The sequence below is a fragment of the Ensifer sp. genome (assembly GCF_031989085.1).
Classification (GTDB): Bacteria; Pseudomonadota; Alphaproteobacteria; order Rhizobiales; family Rhizobiaceae; genus Ensifer.
In genome coordinates this window covers 1-15,398 of record NZ_DALZXU010000011.1, presented here as the reverse complement: position 1 = coordinate 15,398, position 15,398 = coordinate 1, and the positions used below count along the sequence as shown (strand labels likewise).

14 protein-coding genes are annotated in these 15,398 nt (G+C 63.7%); 12 read left to right on the top strand and 2 right to left on the bottom strand.

Annotation, left to right across the window (positions count from 1 at the left end; genetic code table 11):
- Nucleotides 1-104: 104 nt before the first annotated feature.
- A complete protein-coding gene (locus RTP54_RS28240; protein ID WP_112815755.1) occupies nucleotides 105-1,337 on the top strand; it encodes a putative DNA modification/repair radical SAM protein in 1,233 nt (410 codons plus the stop codon).
- On the top strand, nucleotides 1,337-2,821 hold the full coding sequence (locus RTP54_RS28235) for a UdgX family uracil-DNA binding protein (RefSeq protein ID WP_312367193.1): 1,485 nt from the start codon (nucleotides 1,337-1,339) through the stop codon (nucleotides 2,819-2,821). Before RTP54_RS28240 ends, RTP54_RS28235 begins: the two co-directional genes overlap by 1 nt.
- A gap of 37 nt (nucleotides 2,822-2,858) precedes the next feature.
- Here the strand turns inward: RTP54_RS28235 and RTP54_RS28230 are convergent, their stop codons facing one another.
- Nucleotides 2,859-3,320, bottom strand: a complete 462-nt coding sequence (locus tag RTP54_RS28230) for an Lrp/AsnC ligand binding domain-containing protein (protein WP_112805841.1) — start codon at nucleotides 3,318-3,320, stop codon at nucleotides 2,859-2,861.
- A gap of 173 nt (nucleotides 3,321-3,493) precedes the next feature.
- Between RTP54_RS28230 and RTP54_RS28225 the strand changes: the two genes are divergently transcribed.
- On the top strand, nucleotides 3,494-4,405 hold the full coding sequence (locus RTP54_RS28225) for a DMT family transporter (RefSeq protein WP_312367189.1): 912 nt from the start codon (nucleotides 3,494-3,496) through the stop codon (nucleotides 4,403-4,405).
- A gap of 69 nt (nucleotides 4,406-4,474) precedes the next feature.
- On the opposite strand, the gene RTP54_RS28220 is transcribed toward RTP54_RS28225, so the two are convergent.
- Nucleotides 4,475-5,125: a glutathione S-transferase family protein gene (locus tag RTP54_RS28220; RefSeq protein ID WP_312367187.1), complete on the bottom strand. Its 651-nt coding sequence runs from the start codon at nucleotides 5,123-5,125 to the stop codon at nucleotides 4,475-4,477.
- A gap of 250 nt (nucleotides 5,126-5,375) precedes the next feature.
- Here RTP54_RS28220 and RTP54_RS28215 point away from each other — a divergent pair, with 250 nt between their 5' ends.
- The 9 genes from RTP54_RS28215 (at nucleotide 5,376) to RTP54_RS28175 (ending at nucleotide 15,280) form a co-directional block, all read left to right on the top strand.
- Entirely contained in the window at nucleotides 5,376-6,059 is a 684-nt protein-coding gene (locus RTP54_RS28215; RefSeq protein WP_312367185.1) for a GntR family transcriptional regulator, read from the top strand.
- Complete coding sequence (locus tag RTP54_RS28210) at nucleotides 6,049-7,500, top strand: aldehyde dehydrogenase family protein (protein WP_312367183.1); 1,452 nt, start codon at nucleotides 6,049-6,051, stop codon at nucleotides 7,498-7,500. The genes RTP54_RS28215 and RTP54_RS28210 overlap by 11 nt, the downstream gene beginning before the upstream one ends.
- Nucleotides 7,501-7,582: 82 nt before the next feature.
- Entirely contained in the window at nucleotides 7,583-8,329 is a 747-nt protein-coding gene (locus RTP54_RS28205; RefSeq protein ID WP_112812286.1) for a glucose 1-dehydrogenase, read from the top strand.
- A gap of 130 nt (nucleotides 8,330-8,459) precedes the next feature.
- A complete protein-coding gene (locus tag RTP54_RS28200) occupies nucleotides 8,460-9,935 on the top strand; it encodes an ABC transporter substrate-binding protein (RefSeq protein WP_409517227.1) in 1,476 nt (491 codons plus the stop codon).
- A 147-nt stretch (nucleotides 9,936-10,082) separates the two neighbouring features.
- On the top strand, nucleotides 10,083-11,033 hold the full coding sequence (locus RTP54_RS28195) for an ABC transporter permease (RefSeq protein WP_312367180.1): 951 nt from the start codon (nucleotides 10,083-10,085) through the stop codon (nucleotides 11,031-11,033).
- Nucleotides 11,033-11,893 (top strand): ABC transporter permease, encoded by an 861-nt coding sequence (locus RTP54_RS28190; RefSeq protein ID WP_112812288.1) that lies wholly within the window; start codon nucleotides 11,033-11,035, stop codon nucleotides 11,891-11,893. Before RTP54_RS28195 ends, RTP54_RS28190 begins: the two co-directional genes overlap by 1 nt.
- Nucleotides 11,890-12,906: an ABC transporter ATP-binding protein gene (locus RTP54_RS28185; protein WP_312367177.1), complete on the top strand. Its 1,017-nt coding sequence runs from the start codon at nucleotides 11,890-11,892 to the stop codon at nucleotides 12,904-12,906. The genes RTP54_RS28190 and RTP54_RS28185 overlap by 4 nt, the downstream gene beginning before the upstream one ends.
- The gene (locus tag RTP54_RS28180; RefSeq protein WP_312367175.1) at nucleotides 12,903-13,877 is read left to right on the top strand and encodes an oligopeptide/dipeptide ABC transporter ATP-binding protein; all 975 of its coding nucleotides are present in this window, start codon (nucleotides 12,903-12,905) and stop codon (nucleotides 13,875-13,877) included. The genes RTP54_RS28185 and RTP54_RS28180 overlap by 4 nt, the downstream gene beginning before the upstream one ends.
- Before the next feature lie 11 nt (nucleotides 13,878-13,888).
- Entirely contained in the window at nucleotides 13,889-15,280 is a 1,392-nt protein-coding gene (locus tag RTP54_RS28175) for an amidase (protein WP_112812291.1), read from the top strand.
- Nucleotides 15,281-15,398: the final 118 nt, after the last annotated feature.

Below are 15,398 nucleotides of genomic sequence, written 5' to 3'. Positions count from 1 at the left end.
CGCGTTCGGGTGTGTCTGACCCTTCGTCGGCTTTGCGTTTCTCCGGCATGCGATCGCGCGATCGACATTGACTTGGAGTGCTTCGGAACATATAGTGAACATAAATGAAAAAGTCCCTCAAAGAACGGCTCGCCATCCTTTCGGATGCGGCAAAGTACGACGCCTCGTGCGCTTCGAGTGGAACCGTGAAGCGAAGCTCTGCGGATACCGGCGGGCTTGGCTCGACTGAAGGATCCGGCATCTGCCACGCCTATGCCCCGGACGGCCGGTGCATTTCGCTCCTCAAGATCCTGATGACGAATTTCTGCATCTACGATTGCGCCTATTGCATCAATCGCTCCTCAAGCAATGTCGAGCGGGCCAGGTTTACGGTGGAAGAGGTCGTCTGGCTGACGATGGAGTTCTATCGGCGCAACTATATCGAAGGACTGTTTCTGTCGTCGGGGATTATCCGTTCGTCCGACTACACGATGGAGGAAATGGTTCGCATTGCCCGCGCCTTGCGCGTCGACCACAATTTCTCGGGCTATATCCATCTGAAATCCATTCCCGAGGCATCGCCGCTGCTGGTGGAGCAGGCCGGTCTTTATGCCGATCGCTTGTCCATCAACATCGAACTGCCGACCGATGCCGGCCTTGCCCGCTACGCGCCGGAAAAGCGGCCGGGCAACATCCGCCGCTCGATGGGGGAGCTGAGGCTGAAGATCGACGCGGCCAATGATCCGACGCTGCAGACCAAGAGAAGGCAACGCTTCGTGCCGGCCGGGCAAAGCACCCAGATGATCGTCGGCGCCGACCAGGCTAACGATCGCGTCGTTCTTGCCACCAGCGCCAGGCTCTACGGCAGCTATGGTTTGCGCCGGGTCTATTACTCCGCCTTCAGTCCCATTCCCGATGCGTCGCGCAAGCTGCCGCTGATCAAGCCGCCGATGATGCGCGAGCACAGGCTCTATCAGGCCGACTGGCTCTATCGCTTCTACGGCTTCGAGATCGACGAGATCACAGCCGACCAGCCGGACGGCATGCTGGATCTCAAGCTCGACCCGAAACTCGCCTGGGCTCTGGCCAACCGGCAGTTCTTTCCACTTGATGTCAATTCCGCGACGCGTGAGGCGCTCTGGCGTGTGCCCGGCCTCGGCACCAAGAGCGTCAAGGCGATCCTGTCGGCGCGTCGTCTGCGTCGCCTGAGATTGGAGGATCTCGCGCGTCTGCACGTCTCCGTCAAAAAAGTGCGTTCGTTTCTCGTGGCCGAAGGGTGGACGCCGCACAGGCTGATCGACCGATCCGACCTGCGCACGATGTTCGATCCCAAGCCGGAACAGCTGGATCTGTTCTGATGCCGGTCGTGACCCTTGAAGGGCGGGGAGATTTCACTGAATGGCGCGAGGCGGCGCGCAGGTTGCTGATCTCGGGCGTGCCGCCCGAGGCTGTCGATTGGCGGGAGAATGCCGATGCGGGTGGCGACCTGTTCGATAGGGATCCGGACGGGCGGCAAGTGCCCGCGCCGACCGTGAGCGCGACATCGACATTGACGGTGCCGAAGTCGTTCCTCGACACCGCGGCTGCCGCCATCTGTCACGCCGATCCGGCTCGCTTCGCCATTCTCTACCGCGTCCTTTATCGATTGCAGCGGGATAGAAATCTGCTTTCGCTCGCAACCGATGAAGACGTCGCCATGCTCAATGGCCTGGTGAAGTCGGTGCGGCGCGACAGCCACAAGATGACGGCCTTCGTCCGGTTCAAGGAGGTTGGACATCGCGCAGGAAGCGAGCGCCGAGGCTTCGTCGCCTGGTTCGAGCCGGATCATTACGTCGTTGCCCGTGTCGCGCCGTTCTTCCAGCGTCGCTTCTTCGACATGGACTGGATGATCGCGACACCGCGCGGCGTCGCCGCCTGGGATGGCGAGGTGCTGGAGGTGTCGTCGGCACCAGGGCAAAAGTCGCCGATGTCGGACGATACCGAAGACCTCTGGCGCACCTACTTTTCCAGCATCTTCAATCCGGCGCGACTGAAGGTGAGGGCGATGCAGTCGGAAATGCCGAAGAAGTACTGGAAGAACCTGCCGGAGGCCTCGCTCATTCCCGCGATGATCGCCGGCGCTGAGGCGAGCGTCGCGGCGATGGCCGAGCGGGCGGCAACCGATCCGCCTGCCTTTCATGCGCGTGTTCGACCTACCCCGGACGGGCAGGGCAACGTGGTGCCGTCCTCGCGAATGACCCTGGAGGACGTCCGGGCGGAAGCCGCCGGCTGCACGCGCTGCCCGCTTCACTGCAACGCCACGCGCACGGTGTTCGGTGAAGGGCCGCCCGACGCTCCGGTGATGATCGTCGGCGAACAGCCGGGAGATCAGGAGGATCTTGCCGGCAGACCCTTCGTCGGACCGGCGGGCAAGCTGTTCGATACGGTGGCGCAGCAAGTCGGGCTCGACCGGAAATCGCTCTACGTCACCAACGCCGTCAAGCATTTCAAGTACGAGATGCGCGGCAAGCGGCGCCTGCATCAAAGGCCTGATGCCGGCGAGGTAGAACATTGCCGATGGTGGCTCGACCTTGAGCTTGCGCTGGTCAAGCCGCGGCTGGTGGTGGCGATGGGGGCCACCGCCCTGTTCGCGCTGACCGGCGCGCGTCCGAAGATCGCCGACGTGCGCGGGCAGATCCTTTACCCGGAAAGTGGCCCTGGCGTGTTCGTCACCGTGCATCCGTCCTTCCTGCTGCGCATCCCCGATGCGGGGCGGCGGGAGGAGGAGACTGCCCGATTTGCGCGGGATCTTGCCCGCGTCGCCGAACTGGCAGCCCATCCATCGATCGGGCAGGCGGGATAGGTACCCGACACGGCCCCACGAGGCCTGGCGGACTGGCTCACACCGGAAGCACCGTATCCGGCTTGACGTCCGCCACCGACGCATAGGTGTGCGTCTCCCGGACGCCGGGAAGCGGCAGGATCACGCGCTGCAGGAAATCCTGAAACACCGACATGTCGGCGATCCGCGCCTTGACCAGATAGTCGAAGCCGCCGACGACCATATGGCACTCCAGCACCTCCGGCGCCTTCGCCACCGCCTCCGCGAACCGGTCGAAGACGTGTGGAGAGGTCTGGTCGAGCCGAACCTGAATGAACACCAGCGTTCCCCGTCCGATCTTCTGCGGATCGAGAACGGCCCTGACCGCAGTGATGAAGCGTTCGCGGAAAAGCCGTTTGACGCGCAGGCTGGTGCCCGTCGGGGACAGTCCGACCCGATTGGCCAGGTCGAGCGTCGTGCGCCGGCCGTCCTCCTGCAGCAAACGCAGCAGGCGACGATCTATGAGGTCGAGTTCTTCCATTTCATTATCCGCAGTATGCTCGTCCATTTTGAGCGATTATCACTCAAGTAACGCAATATCTGTGTATTTCATAACAGTGGACTCGGCAATAACCTGCGTTGATGACAGGGCGAGGAGATGACGTGGAAAGCCGCTCCACAACAGCCCGCACGCGTGTTGCAATGGAGGTTTACATGGGCCGTTCGGGTGAAGCGGAGAGACGTAAGACACAGCTCGCGATCATCGCCGGGTTGCTGATGGTGGGCATTACCGCCATCCAGTTCGTCGCTGCCCGCTTCAGCTTGCGTGAGCAGCTGACTGCCGCTGACATCTCGGCGTTGCGCTTTGCCGGGGCCGGCCTGATCTTCCTGCCGATCCTGTGCACCGCGGGCCTGACAAAGCTCAGAGCGCTCGGATGGCGGCGCGCATCGATCCTGGCAGCGCTGGTGGGGCTGCCCTATCCGCTGCTGATCAACTGGGGGCTGGCCCATGCGCCCGCCGCCCACGCCGCCGCCCTTTGTCCGGCCTCGATCGTCTTCTGTTCGTTCGTGCTCTCTCGTCTCGTCTTCAAGGATGTTGTGTCCAGGCGACGGGTGATCGGTATCGCTGCGATCATTGCCGGGCTCCTGATCTTTATTTTCGGTTCAGGAACGCAGGCGACCGACGCGGCATTCGGCGATCTGTTGTTTGTCGCATCGGGTGTGATGTTTTCCACCTATGCCATCCTTGTGCGGCGGTGGGCGGTCGATCCCGTGACTGCCACTGCGGCCGTCGTGCTGTTGTCGTGCCTGCCGCTGCCGCTCCTGCATGGTCTGGCGCCAAGCGGCCTGAGTGTGGCGTCGGCAAGCGAGATTGGCGCGCAGATCGTGATCCAGGGCTTCCTTGCCGGCGCGGCGGCGACATTCCTCTACACCTACGCCATACGACAGCTCGGTCCGCAGATCGCATCCCTGTTCATGCCCTGCATCCCGATCGCAACCGCCCTGACCGGCATGGCCGTGCTCGGTGAGATGCCGACGCCTGTCCAGCTTGCTGCGATCGTCATCATGACGATGGGCATGCTCTTGCCCGTCCTGCAAAAATCGTCCGATGTCGCGCGGCCCTGATGCGGGAATGGGCCACCGGCAGGGCGTTGACGTCTGCGATCTCGCGGACGTCACTAGCCATGGTTCAGATCATCCCGAGGCGGCGGCGGTGAAGACGGCCAGTTGCGCGTCGAATGCACGTTGGAAGGCCGGCCGGGCCTTGCCGCGCGCAACGTAGGCCAAGAGGTTGGGGTATGGGTTCAACAGCTCCGAACTTTCCAGCCTGCGCAGCACCGTGATCATCATGAGGTCACCGGCGCTGAAGGCGCCATCGAGCCAATCGGCATCGCCGAGCCGGGCGGACAGGTCGACGAGCCGTCTCGAGATGCGTCGCTCAACGCCCGACCGACGCTCTTCGTACCAGGACTTGTCGCTTTCGAGGAACCTGGCGGCTTCGCGGTCGACGATCGGCGATTCTATCGTGGCCTGTGCTGCAAACATCCAGGCGATCGCGCGCGCCCGGGCATCCGCATCGTCCGGCAGAAGGCCGCCGTGATGCTGCGCGATATGAAACACGATCGCCCCGGACTCAAACAGCGCCAGGTCGCCCTCCTCAAAGGTCGGGATCTGCCCGAAGGGCTGAAGGGCCATATGCGCGGGCTGCTTCAGGGCTTCGAACGACACGAGCCGAACGCGATAGGGCAGCCCCACTTCTTCGAGCGCCCAGCGCACGGGCATGTCACGCGCCAGCCCCTTGCCGCGATCGGGTGAGCGCTCGAAGGCGGTGATGGTCACGGTCATCGCTGTTCTCCACGGTTGTCTGTTTTGAAGACGCCTGGCAACGCGGCTTTCCGACAATCGCGCCTGAGAAATCTCCAAGGTCTTTCAAATGGAGCGCAAGGAACGGCTGTCCATTGTCTGCGGCCACCGAACGCGCCGGTCGTCCTCGGCAAGCGGAGCCTTGCCACCTCCGACATTGTTGCCGCGTTTCGAGCGCGATTGACAACGGCTGTATCCTGGATACAATTTGCCTCGATCTTGGGAGGGATCGATGAACCAGACCTTCGAATGGCGAAGCCAATCGCGCCTGCTCGACGAAGTTGCCCAGGCGCTTCGCGAGCGCATCTATGCCGGCGTCTATGCGCCGGGGGCGACGCTGCGCCAGGAGCGGATCGCCGCCGAATTCGGCATCAGTCGCACACCGCTGCGCGAAGCGCTGCGGGTGCTCGAGCGCGACGGGCTCGTCGTCAACAAGCCCGGCAGCGGCGTCCGGGTTGCGACCGCCGACCTGCCGAAGCTTCTGGACGCCTATGCCGTGCGCGAGGCGATGGACGGCGTGGCGGCGCGCAACGCCGCCGAGCGCGCCACCGCACCCGAAATCAAGGAGCTGACGAAGCAGATCGAACGACAGAAGAAGATCGTCGAACGCTGGGATCCTGCGGCCTATACCCAGTCCAACGTCGTCTTCCACGAAGCGATCGTCAGTGCCTCGCGCAACGCGTCGCTTTCGACGCTCGGGCCGCTTCTGCGCATGACATCCCAGGTCTTTGCTCCGGCCTTTTCGCTCTCCAGCGAACGCGCCAGTGCCGCCGTTGCCGAGCATCGCCTGATCGTTGAGGCGATCGCAGCAAGAAATCCCGATGAGGCCGAGAAGCTGGCACGCGCGCATATCCATGCGACGGCCATGAGATTGAAAACGCTGCTGCCTGAGGGCGGGACTGACAATGAGGCATGATGTGAAGACCTACGGAAATTTCATCGCAAGCAAATGGCAGGACGCGACTGGCGGCGAGTTTATCGACGTGCGTGATCCCTCGAACGGTGCGATTTTCGCGCGGATCGCCCGGGGAACCGCTGATGACATCGATCTGGCCGTGCGTTCGGCGCGTTCGGCGCTATCTGGTGAATGGGGGCAGATGACGGCGACCGAGCGCGGCCGGGTGCTCAACCGGATCTCGGCCGCGGTGCTGCGCAACATCGACCTTTTGACCGAGCTCGAAGCGCGCGATGTCGGCAAGCCCTTGACGCAGGCGCGGGCGGATGTCGTTGCGCTTGCGCGTTACCTCGAATTCTACGGCGGCGCCGCCGACAAGGTGCATGGCGACACCATCCCCTACCAGAACGGTTTTACGGTTCTGACCGTTTACGAGCCGCACGGGGTCACGGGCCATATCATCCCCTGGAACTATCCGATGCAGATCCTCGGTCGCAGCCTCGGCGCAGCGCTCGCCATGGGCAATGCCGCCGTCGTGAAGCCGGCCGAAGAGGCATGCCTGACGATCCTCGAATTTGCCCGTATTGCGCAGGAAGAGGGCCTGCCATCGGGCGCACTCAACGTCGTCACCGGTTACGGCACGGAAGCGGGAGCTGCCCTTTCCGGGCATCCTGACATCAACCACATCTCGTTTACCGGCTCGGTTCGCACCGGCGAAATGGTACAGGCGGCGGCGGCGAAGAATGCCGTGCCCGTGACGCTCGAACTCGGCGGCAAGTCGGCACAGATCGTCTTTGCCGATGCCGACCTCGACCGCGCCGTTCCCTTCCTGGTCAATGCCGGGATCCAGAATGCGGGCCAGACCTGCTCGGCCTCGTCGCGCATCCTGGTCGAGCGCACCATCTACGAAGAGGTCGTGGCGCTGATGAGCGAGCGTTACCGGGCGCTCAAGGTCGGACCGGCCAGTAACGATCTCTCCGTCGGCCCGGTCGTTTCGCAGCGGCAGAAGGCGATCATCGAGGGCTTCCTTGCCGATGCGGAGAAGGACGGATTGAAGGTTGCAGCGCAAGGCGAAATCGTTGCCGATGCGCCGGCCGACGGCGCCTATGTCGCACCGACGCTGCTGCGCGACGTGCCGCACGAGCACCGCACGGTGCAGGAAGAAATCTTCGGGCCGGTGCAGGTGATCATGCCGTTCGACAGCGAGGCCGATGCCATCCGGCTCGCAAACGGTACGGCTTACGGTCTCGTTTGCGGTGTGTGGACCAATGACGGCGGCCGGCAGATGCGTTTGGCGCGCGCCGTTGAAGCCGGCCAGGTGTTTATCAACAATTACGGCGCCGGCGGCGGCGTCGAGCTACCTTTCGGTGGCGTCAAGAAATCGGGCCATGGCCGCGAGAAGGGGTTTGAAGCCCTCTACGGCTTTGCCAGCATGAAAACCATTTCTGTCTACCACGGCTAGAGCGGGACGGTGAAAACGATGCGCGGCTGTCAGCCCGCATCCCGCTTCAGCCCATCATCCAGGTTTGCCTCGGGAGGAACACGTGTCACTAGAAGGTAAAGTCGCTCTCATCACCGGCGCAGGCTCCGGCTTCGGCGAGGGTATTGCGAAGCGTTTCGTCGATGGCGGGGCAAAGGTGGTCGTTGTCGACCGAGATGCCGATGGTGCTGCGCGTGTCGCCAAGGACCTCGGCAGCAATGCGTTTGCCGTGGTCGCCGATATCGCCATTCAGGCGGACGTGGAGGCGGCTGTTGCGGCCGGGCTCGAGAAATTCGGGCGCATCGATGTTCTCGTCAACAATGCCGGCATCGGTCACAAGCCGCAGAACGCCGAACTGGTCGAGCCGGACGAGTTCGACCGGATCCTCGGCGTCAACGTCCGAGGCATCTACCTGATGACGCGCACGCTGCTGCCGCACATGAAGGAGAACAGGTCGGGCGTGATCGTCAACATCGCGTCCACCGGCGCCAACAGGCCGCGCCCGAACCTTGCCTGGTACAACGCGACCAAGGGCTGGGTGGTCTCCGCCACCAAGGCACTGGCGATCGAACTTGCCCCCTTCAACATTCGCGTCGTGGCGCTCAATCCGGTCGCCGGCGAAACACCGCTGCTGGCGACCTTCATGGGTGAAGACAGCGAGCAAATCCGCCAGAAGTTCCGCGACTCCATTCCGCTGGGGCGCCTGCTGAAGCCCGAGGATCTGGCCGAAGCCGCCGCCTTCGTCGCCTCGCCACAGGCATCGATGATCACCGGCGTCGCGCTCGATGTCGACGGAGGCCGCTCGATCTGACACCTACAGCGCCCTGCGAGACGCGCGACGCTGTATGCCTTTGATTGACTGCATCTTTCCTTCAATCGGATACGATTAAAGGAAAGATGCAGTGGGAACCATAAACAACCAACCGCAAAGCGGGGGAACGATGATGAACTTGACGAAATGGGCGCTCGCCTCGTGCATGATTGCCGTATCGCTGACACCGGCGACGGCCAAGGATACGATTACGGTCGGCCAGGTGCTGGAGCCGCCAGGCCTCGATCCGACAGCGGGTGCCGCAGCACCGATCCGCTACATCACCTACGCCAACCTTTTCGAGGGGCTGGTGCGGGTGGTCGAGGATGGCACGGTCAAGCCGCTCCTGGCCGAAAGCTGGACGGTATCCGACGACCAGAAGAGCTACACGTTCAAGCTACGCCAGGGCGTGAAGTTCCACGACGGCACGCCGTTCGACTGCTCGGTCGTGAAGTTCTCCTATGAGCGCGCGGTCTCGGCCGATTCCACCAACGCGCAGAAGGGCCTGTTCGAGCCGATCGAAAAGACCGAGTGCCCGGATCCGGCGACGGCGGTCGTGACGCTCAAGCGTCCGGCCTCCAACTTCCTGTTCAACATGGCCTGGGGCGACGCGGTGATGATCGCGCCGACATCGGCCGCCGACAACAAGACCAAACCGGTCGGCACCGGTCCGTTCAAGTTCAAGGAATGGGCAAAGGGCGACAAGGTCGTGCTCGAGAAGAACGCCGACTATTGGGGCGAGCCGGCCAAGCTCAGCGAAGTCACCTTCAAGTTCATCAGCGATCCCTCGGCGGCCGCTGCTGCCGTTCTCGCCGGCAATGTCGATGCGTTCCCGATGTTCCAGGCTGCCGAACTCGTCAGCCAGTTCGAGAGCGATCCCAACCTTAAGGTCGAGGTCGGCAGCACCTCGGGCAAGGTGGTTCTCGCGCTCAACAATGCCCGCAAACCCTTCGACGATGTCAGGGTGCGCCAGGCGCTTGCCCATGCGATCGACCGCAAGACACTCGTCGAGGGGACCTATTCGGGCTTGGGCAGCACCATCGGTTCGCACTATTCGCCGGTCGAGCCCGGCTATGTCGATCTCAACGATACCTATCCTTACGACCCGGCCAAGGCGCAGCAATTGCTGCAGGAGGCAGGCGTCGAAGGCCTGGAAATGACCATCATGCTGCCGCCGCCGGCCTATGCCCGTCGCGGTGGCGAGATCATCGCGGCCATGCTCAGTGAAGCCGGTATCAAGGTGAACCTCGTTCCGATCGAGTTTGCGCAATGGCTCGACCAGGTGTTCAAGAATTCGGATTTCGACGCGACGATCATCGCGCATGCCGAGGCCCGTGACCTCGATATCTATGCCCGCGACAAATACTACTTCAACTACCAGAACCCCGAATACAAGGCGCTCTACAAGTCGTTCACGCTTGCCGCGACCGAGGCCGAGCAGCTCGACCTCGTCGGAAAGCTCCAGCGCAAGCTGGCAGCCGATGAGCCGAACGTCTTCCTTTACGCCCTCCCGAAGATCGGCGTCTGGAACAAGAAGGTGAAGGGCCTCTGGAAGAACATGCCGGTACCGGCTGACGACCAGACCCAGACCTATTGGGAAAACTGATCGTTTCTCGAGAGGACTGGCTGAAGATCGTCAGCTGCTCTCCTCGTCCCGCTCAAGCACCCGCCCATCACCGATGGGCGGGCGCAGATCAGACCTCGACCGCCGCACCCGGTGTCGGTCGACGTCAGCGCAATCCGGGAGGTTGATGTGATTTCCTTTGTTGGCGGTCGCCTTGTGTCGCTCATTCTGACGACGCTCGCCGCCTCAGTCATCGTCTTTCTGCTGATGCAGGTCCTGCCCGGGGACCCGGCAGTGCTGATGCTCGGCATGAATGCGGATGCCGACGCGATCGCGGCGCTGCACCGTCAGCTCGGCCTCGATCAGCCCATCTGGATCCGTTATCTCCACTGGATCGGCGGCTTCGTCGTCGGTGATTTCGGCACCAGCCTTACCTATTCGGTGCCGATCCGCGAACTGCTCGGACCGCGCATTCTGGTGACATTGCCGTTGGCTCTGCTTTCCATGGCGATCTCGGTCGTCGTGGCCATCGGCATCGGTGTCTATGCCGCGGCCAACCGCGGCAAAGCAGGCGATACCGTCGTCATGGGCATCGCCCAGGTCGGCGTCGCCGTCCCGAATTTCTGGCTGGCGCTTCTCTTCATCCTGCTGTTCGCCCTGAAGCTTGCCTGGTTCCCGGCTTCGGGCTTTTCCGGCTGGCAGGACGGCGTCTGGAACGGCCTGCGCTCGCTTATCCTTCCCGCCTTTGCGCTCGGCCTGCCGCTTGCCGCCATTCTCGGGCGCGTCACCCGCTCGGCCGTCATCGAGACGCTGGGCGAGGATTTCATCCGCACCGCCCGCGCCAAGGGACTGACGCGCGCTGGTGCGCTCTGGAAGCATGCGGTGCCGAACGCGCTGATCCCGGTCGTCACCATCATCGGCCTGCAGTTTTCCTTCCTGCTTGCCGGCACGATCATCATCGAGAACGTCTTCAACCTGCCGGGCATCGGCCGGCTGGTGTTTCAGGCGATCGCGCAGCGCGATCTCGTCACAGTGCAGACGCTGGTGACGCTGCTTGCCGCCTCCGTCATCACCATCAACTTCCTCGTCGATCTGGTCTACGGCTATCTGGATCCACGCCTGTCGCGGGGAGGCCACTGATGTCCCAGTCCGCAACCGTCTCGCAGCCCGGCCTGTTTTCCAAGCTCATCGGCAGCCGAAGCCTGATGCTTGGTGCAATCGTCACTGTCATTCTCGTGGCGATGGCGCTGGTGTCCTATGTCTGGACGCCCTATTCGCCGACGGCAATGAACTTCCGCGACAAGCTGCAGGGGCCGAGCCTTGCCCATTGGTTCGGCACCGACAATTTCGGCCGTGACATCCTGTCGATGATCATGGTCGGCGCCCGCAACTCGATCTCCGTTTCAATCGTCGCGGTGCTGGTCGGCGCCGGCATCGGCGTGCCGCTCGGCGCGTGGGCAGCCGCTCGCGGCGGCTGGGTCGATGGCCTGGTCATGCGCATGAGCGATCTTGCCTTCGCCTTTCCGGCGCTTTTGACGGCGGTGATCATCACCGCCATCTTCGGCCCCGGCGCAACCAATGCGATGATCGCAATCGGCATCTTCAACATTCCGGTCTTTGCCCGCGTGACCCGCGGCGCGTCGATGGGCCTTTGGAAACGCGAATACGTGCAGGCAGCACGCTGCGCTGGTCGCGGCGACGTCGCCATCACGTTTCTGCACATCCTGCCCAACATCAACCATGTGCTGCTGGTCCAGGTGACGATCCAGTTCGCGCTGGCGATCGTCGCGGAAGCCGGGCTCTCCTATGTCGGCCTCGGCACGCAGCCGCCGATGCCGAGCTGGGGCAAGATGCTGAACGACGCCCAGACCTTCATCTACCAGGCGCCCTGGCTTGCGATCTTCCCGGGGCTGGCGATCACCTTTGCCGTGCTCGGCCTCAACCTTCTCGGCGATGGCCTGCGCGACATCCTCGATCCCCGCGTGAGGCGGCAACGATGACCAGACCCTTGCTTCAAATGACCGGCATGTCGGTCGAACTGTCGGCTGGCCCGAGCCGGGTCGATATCATCGGCGATGTCGACCTCGAGCTCAATCGCGGCGAACGCCTGGGCATTGTTGGCGAAAGCGGCAGCGGCAAGTCGATGACCGCGCTTGCCGTCATGGGCCTGTTGCCCGAGCGCATGCGGGTGCGCGGCGAGCTTCTGTTCGATGGCCGCAATCTGGCGGGCCTTTCCGAGGCCGAGTATTGCGGCTATCGCGGCAGGCGCGCCGCGATGATCTTCCAGGAGCCGATGACCGCGCTCAACCCGGTCAAGTCGATCGGCGCCCAGATCGCCGAGGGCCGGCGCCTTCATCTCGGCGAAAGCAAAACCGATGCGGAAAACAAGGCGCGGGCGCTGCTCGATCGCGTCGGTCTGCCGGCGCCGCGCTTCGACCTTGATCTCTACCCGCACCAGCTCTCCGGCGGCCAGAGGCAGCGCGTGATGATCGCCATGGCGATCGCCTGCGAGCCGGATCTCCTGATCGCCGACGAGCCGACGACCGCACTCGATGTCACGGTGCAGGCGCAGATCCTCGATCTCATCGACGACCTGATCGAGGACACGGGCACTGCGCTGATGCTGATCACCCACGATCTCGGCGTCGTCTCGGAAATGACCGACCGCATCGCTGTGATGTATGCAGGGCGCATCATCGAGACCGGGCGCACGGATGATGTCTTCGCCCGCATGGCCCATCCCTATGCGAGGGGGCTCTTTGCCGCGTCGCCGCATGGTGCCGCCCTTCAGCCGCGTCGAGAGGGCGAGGGGAGGCCGCGACTGAACGCCATCCCTGGCATCGTTCCGGACCCCTTTTCCCGTCCGACCCACTGTTCGTTTGCCGAGCGCTGTTCCTTCGCTGAAGCCGATTGCCGGCGGGCGGCACCACCGCTCGATCTGATCAACACTGAGGGACATGCGCCGCATCGTGCTGCCTGCTTTCACCCCCGCGAAAGGATGGTGGCGCCATGAGCGAGGTCATTCTGAAGATCACCGATCTGGTGCGCGAATACCCGATGCCGCGTCCGTCGATCTTTTCGAAGCAGACGAGCCTGCGGGTGCTGCACGGTGTCAGCATCGAACTTGCGGCGGGCAGGAGCCTGGGGATCGTCGGTGAAAGCGGCTCCGGAAAATCGACGCTGGCGCGCGCCGTCATGGGCCTTGAGCGACCGCAGTCGGGCGAGGTCAATATTGCCGGAAGCAATATCTATGCGCTCGACCGGGCGGGATTGCGCGAGGCACGCAAGGGCTTTCAGGCAATCTTCCAGGACCCCTATGGTTCGCTTGATCCGCGCCACACGGTCAGGACGATCATTTCCGAGCCGATCGTATCGCTGGAACGCGGCATCGCCACGCCCGAGCGCAACCGCCGCATCGCCGAAGTCCTGGAGGCCGTCGGCCTGCCGATTGCGTCGGCCGACAAGTATCCGCACGAATTCTCGGGTGGCCAGCGCCAGCGCATCGCCATTGCCCGCGCGCTGATCACCCGGCCGGCGCTGATCGTTGCCGACGAGCCGGTTTCGGCGCTCGACGTGTCGATCCAGGCGCAGGTTTTGAACCTGATGATGGACCTGCAGGAAAGACTTGGTCTCTCCTATCTGTTCATCAGCCACGATCTCGGCGTCGTTCGCGCCATTACCGATCGGGTCGCCGTCATGCATCTCGGCCGGATCGTCGAGGAAGGCCCGACCGGCGCGGTCTTCGACAATCCGCGCCATCCCTACACCCAGGCGCTTGTCGCCGCCGTGCCGAAACCCTTTTCCGGTCGCCGCAAGCGCGTGCGCTCCGACGCGCCGCCGCAAACGCCCGTTCACACGGCCACCACCGCCGTCGGCTGCGCCTATGCCGCCGTCTGTCCGCTGAGGCAGGAGATCTGTCTGACCCAAACGCCCATGGCCAAGCCGGTGACGCCGGCCTGGTCAGCCCGCTGTCATTTCGCCTAGGAATTTCCCTTATGTCCGAACTCGCCGATCTCTCCGCCGTCGACCTCGTCGAGGCCTATCGCTCGAAAAAGCTCTCTCCCGTCGAGGTGACCGATGCCGTCATCGCCCGCATCGATGTCTCGGAGCCGAAACTGAATGCGCTGTGGGCCTACGATCCGGACGCGGCGCGCACGGCAGCGCGAGCGTCCGAGGCGCGCTGGGGCAAGGGCGAGCCTCTGGGTGCGATCGACGGCGTGCCCGTGACGATCAAGGAAAACATTGCGACCAAGGGAACGGCCGTGCCGCTCGGCTGCGCTGCCGTACAACTCACGCCCGCCGCCGCCGATGCGCCGCCGGCCGCGCGCACCCGCGAGGCAGGCGGCATCCTTCTCGCCAAGACCACGATGCCGGATTACGGCATGCTCTCGTCAGGCCTTTCGAGCTTCCACAAGCTTGCCCGCAACCCCTGGGACATCTCGACCAATCCGGGCGGATCGAGCGCCGGTGCCGGTGCGGCGGCTGCCGCCGGCTACGGGCCCCTTCATATCGGCACGGATATCGGCGGCTCCGTCCGCCTGCCGGCCGGCTGGTGCGGCGTCGTCGGGCTGAAGCCGTCGGCCGGCCGTGTCCCCATCAATCCGCCGTTTATCGGCCGGGTCGCCGGGCCGATGACCCGGACGGTCGCCGACACGGCGCTCTACATGTCGGTGCTGTCGAAGCCGGACGCGCGCGACACGATGTCCTTGCCCCAGGCGGACATCCCCTGGCTCGACCTCGACCGCGATGTCAGGGGCCTGAAGATTGGCCTGTGGCTCGATGCGGGCTTCGGCCAGGATGTCAGCGCGGAAACCGAAGCGGCGGTCAGCCAGGCGGCACGCCTGCTGGCCGATGCCGGCGCGATTGTCGAACCGGTCGGCCCCTTCCTCACCCGCGAGATGATCGACGGCCTCGACCGCTTCTGGCGGGCGCGTGGCTGGGAAGACGTGTCGAAATTGTCGCCGGAGCAGCAGGCGCAGATCCTGCCCTACATCTTCGATTGGATCAAAACGGCCGAGCATTTCTCCGGCCGCGAGGTCTATACCGGATTTGCCCAGATCGACGCCATGCGCAACGCGATCCATGCGGCGCTGACCGGTTTTGACTTCATCCTCTCGCCGACGGCGCCGACAGCCTCCTATCCCGCCGAATGGGCCTCGCCGGTCAACGACCCGCAAAAACCGTTCGAGCACATCGCCTTCACCGTCGCCGTCAACATGGGCGGACAGCCGGCGATCTCGCTCAATTGCGGCTATACCGCCGCCGGGCTGCCGATCGGACTTCAGATCATCGGCCAGCCATTCGACGATATCGGCGTGCTGCGCCTCGCTCGATCCTTCGAGACCCTGCGCCCGCAACAGCGGCCCTGGCCGAAGATCGCCGCCTGAAACACCTCTCAAGACCAAAACGACAGGAGTGCCGATATGGCCGTTCGTAAGCTTTTCATCCTTCCCGGCGACGGCATCGGCCCGGAAGCCATGGCGGAAGTCCGCAAAATCATCGCCT

Coding starts and splice junctions, on each gene's coding strand:
- RTP54_RS28185 (WP_312367177.1), top strand. CDS start 11,890: ATGACCAGACCCTTGCTTCAAATGACCGGCATGTCGGTCGAACTGTCG.
- RTP54_RS28215 (WP_312367185.1), top strand. CDS start 5,376: ATGAACCAGACCTTCGAATGGCGAAGCCAATCGCGCCTGCTCGACGAA.
- RTP54_RS28220 (WP_312367187.1), bottom strand. CDS start 5,125: ATGACCGTGACCATCACCGCCTTCGAGCGCTCACCCGATCGCGGCAAG.
- RTP54_RS28210 (WP_312367183.1), top strand. CDS start 6,049: ATGAGGCATGATGTGAAGACCTACGGAAATTTCATCGCAAGCAAATGG.
- RTP54_RS28175 (WP_112812291.1), top strand. CDS start 13,889: ATGTCCGAACTCGCCGATCTCTCCGCCGTCGACCTCGTCGAGGCCTAT.
- RTP54_RS28235 (WP_312367193.1), top strand. CDS start 1,337: ATGCCGGTCGTGACCCTTGAAGGGCGGGGAGATTTCACTGAATGGCGC.
- RTP54_RS28240 (WP_112815755.1), top strand. CDS start 105: ATGAAAAAGTCCCTCAAAGAACGGCTCGCCATCCTTTCGGATGCGGCA.
- RTP54_RS28230 (WP_112805841.1), bottom strand. CDS start 3,320: ATGGAAGAACTCGACCTCATAGATCGTCGCCTGCTGCGTTTGCTGCAG.
- RTP54_RS28225 (WP_312367189.1), top strand. CDS start 3,494: ATGGGCCGTTCGGGTGAAGCGGAGAGACGTAAGACACAGCTCGCGATC.
- RTP54_RS28190 (WP_112812288.1), top strand. CDS start 11,033: ATGTCCCAGTCCGCAACCGTCTCGCAGCCCGGCCTGTTTTCCAAGCTC.
- RTP54_RS28180 (WP_312367175.1), top strand. CDS start 12,903: ATGAGCGAGGTCATTCTGAAGATCACCGATCTGGTGCGCGAATACCCG.
- RTP54_RS28200 (WP_409517227.1), top strand. CDS start 8,460: ATGATGAACTTGACGAAATGGGCGCTCGCCTCGTGCATGATTGCCGTA.